The sequence below is a fragment of the Lactococcus sp. dk101 genome (assembly GCF_009601055.1).
Lineage (GTDB): Bacteria > Bacillota > Bacilli > Lactobacillales > Streptococcaceae > Lactococcus.
In genome coordinates, this window is record NZ_WITI01000024.1 from 1 (window position 1) to 9,826 (window position 9,826).

A 9,826-nucleotide genomic window follows, 5' to 3' on the forward strand; every position below is an offset into this window, starting at 1 on the left:
CAGTGCGAAGACTTCGATAAAATTTGTTACGACGTTTAATTGAACGGTGATCTTGTTCAATTAAATTGTTTAGATACTTAACAGTGCGATGCTCAGTCGTAGGATATAGATTATCCACCTGTAGTTTCCTAAAAGCAGCACCAATGGATGGCGCTTTATCTGTTACGACCACGCTAGGTTCTCCAAATTGTTTACGAAGTCGCTTTAAGAAAGCATAAGCTGATTGAGTATCTCTTTTCTTTCGTAACCAGATGTCCAGGGTTAATCCATCCGAATCGATTGCCCGATAAAGATAGTGCCAACGCCCTTTCACTTTAATATATGTCTCATCCATTTTCCACGAAGAGAGGGATTGTCTATTTTTTCTCTTCCAAATCTGATAGAGAACCTTACTGTATTCTTGAACCCAGCGGTAAATAGTGGTGTGACTCACCTGTATTCCTCGCTCATAAAGAATTTCTTGAACCTCACGATAGCTCAAATTATAACGGAGATAGTAACCTACTGCGACAATAATTACGTCTTTTTGAAATTGTTTGCCTTTATAATGGTTCATATTCCCTAGCCTCACTATCTTTTTTCTTCATTTCACACTAAAATGGACTTAAAGAAAAACTTTGTAACAGAACCCAGCAAGTAGTTTGATCACCTTTCTCTATGGTGAACCCGGAGAAACTTATGAAGATATGACTACAGTGACTGATTTTAAAAAAGAGGGAAATGATGAATCAAAATCAATTTATAAGATGTATGGCAATATGGACACGGCCCAAATTGAGGATCGCTTAAGTAAGGATGATGCTCAACAATTCATGACTAATGGTACAAAAAATATTAAAGATGTAACCGATACGCTGGGAACTCTCCAATCTACGATTTCAAGCTTAGTTAAAGATCAATCGACCTTAAATAATAGTTTGCCACAGGATTGTTTCAATCAAATTTCTAATGATCTAAACACATGGTATAAGCAAACAATGAATAGTTTAGATGCAGAGTATCAAGCATGGACTACAAACCAAACAAATTTATTACAAGAAAAACCCTGGCAAGAATATTCCCAGAATGACAGTGCACTTTATTATGAAAAGGCTTCAAGTGACGCGATGTACAGTACGATTTCTGGTATGGTTTCATCTACAGCAAAACAAGCTAAAGATACGGATTCAAGTGCTCAAATCATTAAGAGTAATGCGGATCAATTCACCGAAATGGTGAGTAAAGTCACCCAAACTCAAGAAGCCGCAAAAGGTGTCATCAATAATATCGATAGTTTATTAAATACGGGGAATAATGATTTTAAAGATAACGAAAATTATTATGGTAATTTTAAGTCTCTGCTATCTAACACACGAACTGACGGCGTAAATTCAAATAATATATACGATTTCTTTGCTAAACCACTTTCTACAACGGATATCACCCCTCAGGTGAGTTCAGTAGCAACAAGTTTTGATTGGCGATGGATCCTTATGTTTGTAATTGGATTATTAGTTGGCGTTCTCGGTAAAACGTGGATACGTAGTAAACCTAAAAGAGAGGAATAATAGAAAAAGGAAAGATATTTTCTTTACTTTCTTGTAAATTTTAATATGTCGCTAGTTTACTAAAAAATCAGATATCCAAAATTTTAATTTTAGTATGTTGGTATTATTTAGGGATGTTTATATTAAACATCGAAGGAAAGACACTTTCTTCGGTGTTTTGGTATCGACTGAATTTAAATGTAGTGGGAATAACGGGATAGTCAAAATGTTAGATTAGAGCTTCTATACTTTTTGGAAAAATTTGCAACAGAACTCATAGAAATGCTGGTGCTAAATTTAGAAATAAACAATATACGATTCAAGAATTTGAAGCTGAATCAGTTGCTTACGTGATTTCAAAACACCTTGGAATAAACCCTAGTTCATACTCTTTTGGCTATCTTGCAAATTGGATTGGAAAGAAAAACTCTGTTGATGATTTTGAAAGTTCTCTCAAGGTAATTACTAAACAATCTCAATATCTAATTGAAGAAATTGATAAAACTTATGAAAAAGTATTTGATAACAAGGTTGCTAAAAATAAGTTTGAAGAACGTTTAAGTAAAGCACAAAATCAAAAATCAACTAAGCAAGTTGATGGAAAAACAAAAGAAAATAGACAAACTCAGTCAAAAATGTAGAGTCCTCAACACAAGAAAATAAAGTAGCGAGGACGAGAAGTGAAAGATATAAAAGCACACGAATAAGAAAAGAAAAAGGAGACAATGATGAATAACGAAGATTTAATGATTATAGTTTCGGAGTATTTCCTTGAAGAATTCCCTTCAGATAACCCTAAATTTATGCCTGGAAAATTAGGTATGGACAAACGAACATTACTCATTCAGATTAAGAAAACAATATCGGAACTTAAAGAAAATGGTATTGAAGAATTAGTAAATAACTACGAAGAAGCTTTAAATGTTTTTAAAAATATGAAGCCACTTGAATATGAAGAATTTTTAACTTCATTGGAATCTGCTTTTACTTTTGACAAATAAAGAATCAGTAAATGTTAAAATTGTTAAAAAAAATAAAAGGGAGATTGGGGGAAACCCTAAAATTTAAGATTAAGTATAAGCTAGTTTCTAGCTTATACTTAATCTTAAATATCGCAACATGCTATCATGTTGCTCTGCTCGCTAAAGAAAAAATTTCCTCGCCCCCCCTTTGTCTATGTTGTAGGAAAGGAATAAAATGCGATGCCTAAAGTTTATAAACTGAAACGACCAATTCAGAAAATAATCAGACTATCTGAAGAAGAAAATGAGTATATAAGAAATAAAATTGAGAAAAGTTCTTTTAATAATTTTCAAAATTTCGCTCGAACAATTCTTATTCAGGGAGAAGTTAATACAATAGATTATTCTGAGTTGATGAATCTAAATCGGCAAGTCGCAAAAGTTGGAAATAATATAAATCAAATTGTCCGTCTTGCTAATCAGTTTAATGAAATATCAGTTGAGGATATTGTGAACTTACAAAAAACTATGTCGGATCTATCTGATGAAGTAACTCAAACAATTAAAACAGAAATGAAAAAAAATAGAAAGATTATTTGATGGTCTATACAAAGCACCTTAATATTAGGACAAGAAAACATTTAAAAGCTTCTATTGAGTATTCTGAAAACGAAAGTAAAACAAGTTATCAAAAGAAAGATAATGAACACCCGGAAGAAGTCTTTTCTTATATTTATAATGACGAAAAAACATTGGAAAAAAATTAGTATCTGCTTATCATGTTTCAAATGTTAATCATGCAGAAGAAGAATTTCTTTGGACTAAACAAATGTCGGCTTTAAATAGTGGAAAGAACCTTACCTTGAATCCTGAAACTGGTCTAATGGAATTTGATATGAGTTCATTGGAAAAAAATAATGCTACACTTGCACATCACTTGATTCAATCTTTTTCTCCTGAAGATAATTTAACTCCTGAAGAAATTCATGAAATTGGAAGAAAAACAGTTTTAAAATTAACGGGTGGAAATCATGAATTTGTAATCACAACTCATACTGATAAGGAACATATCCATAACCATATTATTTTCAATTCAACAAACTTAGTAACTGGAAATTATTTTAGATGGCAAAAAGGAACTAAACGAATCTTTGAACAAATTTCAGATAAGCATGCTTCAAAAATGGGCGCAAAGATTATTGAGAAGTCTCCAAAAAATTCACACACAAAATATACAATGTGGCAAATTGAAAATATCTATCAAAAGAAAATTAATCAAAGATTAGATTTCTTAATCGAACACTCTACAGATATTGAAGATTTCAAAAGAAAAGCAAGTGCATTAAATTTATCTTGTAATTTTGATGTGAAGTGGTCAACGTTTAAACTGACTGATGAACCTCAGAAAAAAAATACCAGGTCAAGAAGTCTGTCAAAGAAAGATCCTGAAAGATATAATATTGAACGAATTACTGAACGATTGAAAAAAAATAATGTAGCCCTGACTGTTGATGAAGTTCTTGAAAGATATGAAGAAAAGAATTACAGTAAAAAAACAAGACTTTGATTATGAAGTAATTTTAGAACCCTGGCAAGTTGACCATGCAACGAACAAAGGGTGCTATATCAATGTTGATTTTGGAGTTGCTAATCATGGTCAATTATTTGTTGGTGCATAAAAAATGGATCACTTAGAAGATGGTAATTATGCCCTCTATGTAAAGAAAAAAGATTCACGAATGATAAGAATTCAGAGAGAAGTAGATACATGGACGGACAAACTTTAATAAAGCAACTCTCACTTTACAATGGAACAGTACCAATCAAAAAAGAACCAATCATAGCCACTCTAAATGAAATAGTAGAAGCCATTAACTTCTTAGCAGAACATGGTGTGTCTGATGGCACTCAGCTTGAGAACTTAGAAAATAAACTCATGCAAGTTATGGAAGAAGCTCAATTAAGTTTAGATAAGATAGATGAAAAGCTATTGAAGCTCTCTCAAGTGAGCAAATATCTTTTAGCTTTGGAACCAGAACAACCTGAAGATAGAAGTAATGCTGAAAAATATTTGAATGAAATGGATGTCGCTTCTGATTTAACGTTTGATGATATTAAGCTTGAGTTACAATCAGAAAAAGCGAGTCGGAAAATACTAAAAGAAAAATTAGACGATGCGATAGAAGATTTCAATATTTATAATGGTATTAAAAAAGTTGGTCAAGATACCGAAAAAAAAGAAGATGAAAAATCAAGGTCTCTTTAAATGTACAATTTGTAAAAAATTTGAGAATAAATAATTATTTGTTATGATTGAATTAAAGAAAGGTAGAACATGAAAAAAATTGGAATTAAATCTTCAGTTCTCTTAGCAGTTGCCTGTTTAGGAATATCTGAAGTAACTCCATTATTATCTATTGGAGTATATGCTGATACAACGATTCAAAATACAGAACAACTGTCTGAGGAGTCAACCGAACAAAGTACTGAGCAATCCTCTGAGCAGTCAACTGAACAAAGTACTACTGAACAATCAACCATTGAAAAAACTTCGGCTATTGAAAAAACTCCAAAAGTTCAATATAGCACTTATATACAAGACAAAAGATGGTTACCTCAAGTTGAAAATGGGGCAATGTCTGGCACAAGTGGTAAAAAATTAAGAATGGAGTCTCTGAAAATATCTTTAGCAGATTTAGCTGAAGGAACGACTGGGGGAATTTCATATTCAAGATAAGGGGTGGACTTCAGAAACCTCAAATGGTAATGCTTCAGGAACTATAGGACAAAGCAAAAGACTTGAAGCTGTCAAAATCCGTCTTACTGGAGATATTGCAAATGAATATTCTGTTTACTATCGTGTTCATGTCCAAAATGTAGGCTGGACGAGTTACGTTAAAGATAATGAAATTTCAGGGAGTAGTGGTCTTGCTTGGAGACTAGAAGCGATTGAAATTAAATTAGTAAAAAAAGGAGAACAAGCCCCTGTCTCAACTAATGGTGTTAAATTTGGTTATCTCACACTTCCTAAAGTGAACTATCAAGTTCACGTTCAAAATATCGGTTGGCAAAACACAGTATCTAATGGAGAAAATTCAGGAACTACTGGTCGTTTTTTAAGACTGGAAGGAATTAAAATCTCTCTTGGAAATATTTCTAGTAATGTAACTGGGGGAATCACCTATCGTACCCACGTTCAAAATATCGGTTGGCAAGGTTATGTTTCAAATGGTGCTATCTCTGGTACAGCTGGTCAAAAACTTCGGTTAGAAGCCTTACAAGTAAACCTCACAGGGGACTTAGCTAAATATTTTGACGTTCAATACCAAACACACGTACAAGGCTTTGGGTGGCTTGGTTGGGCAGTAAATGGGCAAGAAGCCGGAACAGCTCACGTTGCTTACCGTATGGAAACTGTCAAGATTAAAGTTGTACCTAAAGGAACAGCAAAACCAGTAGTAGGTTCATTTGCTTTTATACAGCAAAAAACTGGTTGGAAGTCAGTTAATGGAACTTTGAAATATATCAATGCAAAAAACAATAGTGTAATCAAACAGTTCTCTATGCCTTACTACTCACAACGTGATTCTCGTTGGGTAAATAAAAAGTATGCCGGATATACTTTAGGAAATACTGGTTGTGGAATGGCTTCTATGGCTATGATTATTTCAGGCTTTGGAACAACAGTTACTCCTGTTCAAACAGCAGACTATGCTCATGCTTATAGAACATTTGACAGATACCCTGAAGTAGGTTCAGCTCAATCAGATTTAACTATGGTAGCGAACCATTGGGGCTTGAACTATAAGGTTATGAGTTCAGCAAATGAATTAGCTAACTACTTGTCTCAAGGCTATACTGCGACTGTATGTCTTGACTTAGGAAATGGTGTTCGTCATATCGTTGTTCTACGTGGCTATTCAGGAGGATATACTACTGTTACTGATCCCTGGAATGGTTTAATTTTCAGTGGTAGTCATAGTGTTTCTCAAGTGTGGAGTTTGCTTTCATGGAAAGCTGACAATAAAAATAAAGGGGCTTCGGCAGCGACTGTTTATCTCCCTAGATAAAGGTTACTATATTGCCAAAGCTTGATAAATATAGTATAATAGTACTTATAAAAGTCAGTGATTCCCTACTGTGAATGAGAAACCAAACAAAGTCAGTGATTCTCTACTGTTAGTGAGAAACTTTAAAATCAAAAAATGAGGAGATATTCCTCTTTTTTTATTTAAATATAAAATAGGAGAACGTATGAAATTCTTGTTATGTAAAGTTGATAATGACTATGTAGAACTGTTAAATAAACTCGATAGCAAGGTACAATACCATCATGGTAACCATGATAAGCCCTACCTAGGGGTGCTATTCAGTATCAATGAAGTTGACTATTTTGTCCCCCTTAGTTTCAGCTAAACCTAAACATGAAAAGCTACACGAAGGGTACACGTTAATTAAAATTAAGAAAAACAATAAATTACTTTCTGTCTTGAGTCTGAATAATATGATACCTGTTCCAAAAGAATGTGTGATCCAATTCAATATTGACCAGATCGAGGATTCAAAATATAGAAACTTGCTAAAGAATGAGTTCTTGGCTTGTAGAGCTAAGAAAAGTATGATTTTGAGAAATGCTAAAAGCCTTCATAAGTCAATGACTACTGAACCTGAAAAGCATAAAAAGCTTATTAGCTTTTGCGTTGATTTCAATAAGCTAGAGAAGTTTGCAAAAGAATATAGTAATTTAAAAAGACCTCAAAATAAGTTTGAGGAACGAATCGAACAAGTCAACAAACAAAGACAAAATACAGATACTCAAGAAAAAAATAAAACTAGATAAAAAGCACTACAAACGTTGGTATTTTCATTTTACAAAAATTTAGTAGAGCTACTGCAATAGTCCATTCTTGATTTTACTTGAATTGTGATATACTTAGCTTAGTACAACAAAAGGAGAACACCATGGCAAATAAAAAAGACCTTGTTGTTTCAGTCTCTGAAAAATCAGGATTGACTCAAAAACAAAGTGAAAAAGCAATTAACGCATTAACAGAAACAATCTCAAAAACTCTTTCAAAACATGAAGCAGTCCAAATGATAGGATTTGGGACATTTGAAATCAGACAACGAGCAGAGCGTATAGGACGTAACCCTCAAACAGGGGAAGAAATCAAGATTGCGGCATCAACTGTTCCTGCATTCAAGGCAGGAAAAACCTTGAAAGATGCAGTTAAAAAATAATAGTTAATATAAATAAAAGCGATCCATCTAAATGTTGATGAGTCGCTTTTTTAAAAATGTAATTCTTCTTTGAGGGGGAAATTATTCTATGAAATAATAAAAGGATCAAAAATAGAGCATGAAACTGTAAAGATGAGTTGAAATGAATGGGAACTTTTGGTACAGACTAATTTTTAGTATCTCAGAAAACAGATAAAATTTATAATCTTATAACATCAAATAGAGATGAAAAGTCACAAAAAGAAATTACCTTACATAATCATTTTTCATAAATTTCGGATAAATAACATTTAATATTAAATTTAAAAAGAAAAAAGTATAAATTATTATTTTTAAAATAAGAAAAATGCATGGAGATTAATAATGATAAAAAATAGAGCGCAGTTAATTGTTTTAGGCAATGGATTTGATTTAGCTTGTGAATTGAAATCCAGTTATGGAGACTTCTTTAAATGGATGAAAGTGAAAAAACTAAAAAAATTTTTTGGTATAACAGATTTAATACAAAATACAAAAATAATCTAAAATTAGAAAATTCAAAGTGGTCTGATGTGGAATACATACTATTGGAAACACTTGTTAATGTTCAAAAAACATATAATTCCTCTTTAATTAGTGAAGGAAAAAAATATGTTGGAATCAGGATAAAAATGAATCTGAAGTTGACTTTGGAACAGCAGAAAAATTAACAAGATTTCATAGAATGGAAGCTGCACCAGAATTAGAAGTTTTATTACTAAATAAAATAGTCCCTCCTATAAATGAACTATTCGATTTACTTAAGGCGGAGCTATTAATTGTTGAAGATGATTTCAAAACATATTTATTGGAACAAATTAGGATTCATGAAAATAGTGTTCCTCGACCTAATGATTTTTTTCTTTTATCAACAACTTTACTATTCTACATAAGTGTATATAACGATGAAGGTAGTACCTTAGCTAAAACCAATGCGATTTTAAAAAAATTAAGCGATAGGCCAAGTATTAGAACAAAAAAATTTCGAAAAATTAGAAGAATATTCATCTATACATGGTTATCTTACTGATCAACTTATAACTCGCTTTGAAACTAATATACTTTCTTTCAATTATACTTCCCCAATAATTAATAAAACTGATAAAATCAGAAACATACATGGAAGGTTGGAAGAAGACAATATTATATTTGGTATAGACTATGATAGTCTTGTAGACATATTTAAAAAAGATAACCCTTTAAAACTTTCAAAATCATTTAGAATACTTGAACAAGAATTTGAAAAAAGCAACAATGTGATAATTAATCCGAATATAAACTACATTAAATTTTTTGGCCATAGTTTATCTGACGCAGACTATTCTTATTTTCAAGCTATGTTTGACGCTGTGGACATCTATAATAGTGATACTGTACTCATTTTTTTTGGAGCAATTATGAACCCAAAAAAAGAGAAGAAATTTATAGTAATTTTATCTTACAGATAACAAAATTAATTGAAACTTATGGTTCCAATTTTGAGAATAAAACAATAGGAAGAAACCTTTTTACTAAATTGCAACTAGAAAATAGGTTACGTATTAGAGAAATACCTACAGGTTCTGTTGCAAAGTTTTTCTTTAAGTCCATTTTAGTGTAAAATGAAGAAAAAAGATAGTGAGGCTAGGGAATATGAACCATTTTAAAGGCAAACAATTTCAAAAAGACGTAATTATTGTCGCAATAGGTTACTATCTCCGTTATAATTTGAGCTATCGTGAGGTTCAAGAAATTCTTTATGAGCGAGGAATACAGGTGAGTCACACCACTATTTACCGCTGGGTTCAAGAATATAGTAAGGTTCTCTATCAAATTTGGAAGAGAAAAAATAGACAGTCCTTCTATTCGTGGAAAATGGACGAAACATATATTAAAGTCAAAGGGCGTTGGCACTATCTTTATCGAGCAATCGATTCGGATGGGCTAACCCTGGACATCTGGTTACGGAAGAAAAGAGATACTCAATCAGCTTATGCTTTCTTAAACGACTCCGTAAACAATTCGGAGAACCTAGCGTGGTCGTAACAGATAAAGCGCCATCCATTGGTGCTGCTTTTAGGAAACTACAGGTGGATAATC

13 protein-coding genes and 3 pseudogenes are annotated in these 9,826 nt (G+C 32.3%); 15 read left to right on the top strand and 1 reads right to left on the bottom strand.

Annotated elements, in window-relative coordinates:
- On the bottom strand, positions 1–556 hold a 556-nt coding region (locus tag GHI45_RS10890), incomplete at its 3' end, for an IS6 family transposase (RefSeq protein ID WP_153497451.1).
- Positions 557–686: 130 nt separating this feature from the next.
- Here GHI45_RS10890 and GHI45_RS10895 point away from each other — a divergent pair.
- From GHI45_RS10895 to GHI45_RS10965, 15 genes and pseudogenes are all read left to right on the top strand, one after another.
- Complete coding sequence (locus GHI45_RS10895) at positions 687–1,547, top strand: hypothetical protein (RefSeq protein WP_147780890.1); 861 nt, start codon at positions 687–689, stop codon at positions 1,545–1,547.
- 329 nt (positions 1,548–1,876) lie between these two features.
- Positions 1,877–2,167, top strand: a complete 291-nt coding sequence (locus GHI45_RS10900; protein WP_147780889.1) for a hypothetical protein — start codon at positions 1,877–1,879, stop codon at positions 2,165–2,167.
- 87 nt (positions 2,168–2,254) lie between these two features.
- On the top strand, positions 2,255–2,527 hold the full coding sequence (locus tag GHI45_RS10905) for a hypothetical protein (protein WP_147780888.1): 273 nt from the start codon (positions 2,255–2,257) through the stop codon (positions 2,525–2,527).
- Positions 2,528–2,728: 201 nt separating this feature from the next.
- On the top strand, positions 2,729–3,088 hold the full coding sequence (gene mobC, locus GHI45_RS10910) for a plasmid mobilization relaxosome protein MobC (protein WP_147780887.1): 360 nt from the start codon (positions 2,729–2,731) through the stop codon (positions 3,086–3,088).
- Positions 3,088–4,754: pseudogene (locus tag GHI45_RS11595) on the top strand (relaxase/mobilization nuclease domain-containing protein). Before mobC ends, GHI45_RS11595 begins: the two are co-directional and overlap by 1 nt.
- A gap of 69 nt (positions 4,755–4,823) precedes the next feature.
- On the top strand, positions 4,824–5,225 hold the full coding sequence (locus GHI45_RS10920) for a hypothetical protein (protein ID WP_147780886.1): 402 nt from the start codon (positions 4,824–4,826) through the stop codon (positions 5,223–5,225).
- Positions 5,215–5,445: pseudogene (locus GHI45_RS11600) on the top strand (N-acetylmuramoyl-L-alanine amidase); the annotation flags it as partial. The gene GHI45_RS10920 and the pseudogene GHI45_RS11600, both read left to right, overlap by 11 nt.
- 75 nt (positions 5,446–5,520) lie before the next feature.
- The gene (locus GHI45_RS10930) at positions 5,521–6,558 is read left to right on the top strand and encodes a C39 family peptidase (protein WP_147780885.1); all 1,038 of its coding nucleotides are present in this window, start codon (positions 5,521–5,523) and stop codon (positions 6,556–6,558) included.
- 184 nt (positions 6,559–6,742) lie between these two features.
- Complete coding sequence (locus GHI45_RS11605) at positions 6,743–6,904, top strand: type III toxin-antitoxin system ToxN/AbiQ family toxin (RefSeq protein WP_147780884.1); 162 nt, start codon at positions 6,743–6,745, stop codon at positions 6,902–6,904.
- Complete coding sequence (locus tag GHI45_RS10940; protein WP_147780883.1) at positions 6,867–7,328, top strand: type III toxin-antitoxin system ToxN/AbiQ family toxin; 462 nt, start codon at positions 6,867–6,869, stop codon at positions 7,326–7,328. Before GHI45_RS11605 ends, GHI45_RS10940 begins: the two co-directional genes overlap by 38 nt.
- A 122-nt stretch (positions 7,329–7,450) precedes the next feature.
- The gene (locus GHI45_RS10945) at positions 7,451–7,729 is read left to right on the top strand and encodes an HU family DNA-binding protein (protein ID WP_147780882.1); all 279 of its coding nucleotides are present in this window, start codon (positions 7,451–7,453) and stop codon (positions 7,727–7,729) included.
- 452 nt (positions 7,730–8,181) lie between these two features.
- A complete protein-coding gene (locus GHI45_RS11335; RefSeq protein ID WP_187230128.1) occupies positions 8,182–8,418 on the top strand; it encodes a hypothetical protein in 237 nt (78 codons plus the stop codon).
- Between the two features lie 14 nt (positions 8,419–8,432).
- A complete protein-coding gene (locus GHI45_RS10955; RefSeq protein ID WP_147780880.1) occupies positions 8,433–8,777 on the top strand; it encodes a hypothetical protein in 345 nt (114 codons plus the stop codon).
- 28 nt (positions 8,778–8,805) lie between these two features.
- A complete protein-coding gene (locus tag GHI45_RS10960) occupies positions 8,806–9,195 on the top strand; it encodes an AbiH family protein (protein WP_305061075.1) in 390 nt (129 codons plus the stop codon).
- Between the two features lie 184 nt (positions 9,196–9,379).
- Positions 9,380–9,826, top strand: a pseudogene (locus tag GHI45_RS10965) (IS6 family transposase); the annotation flags it as partial.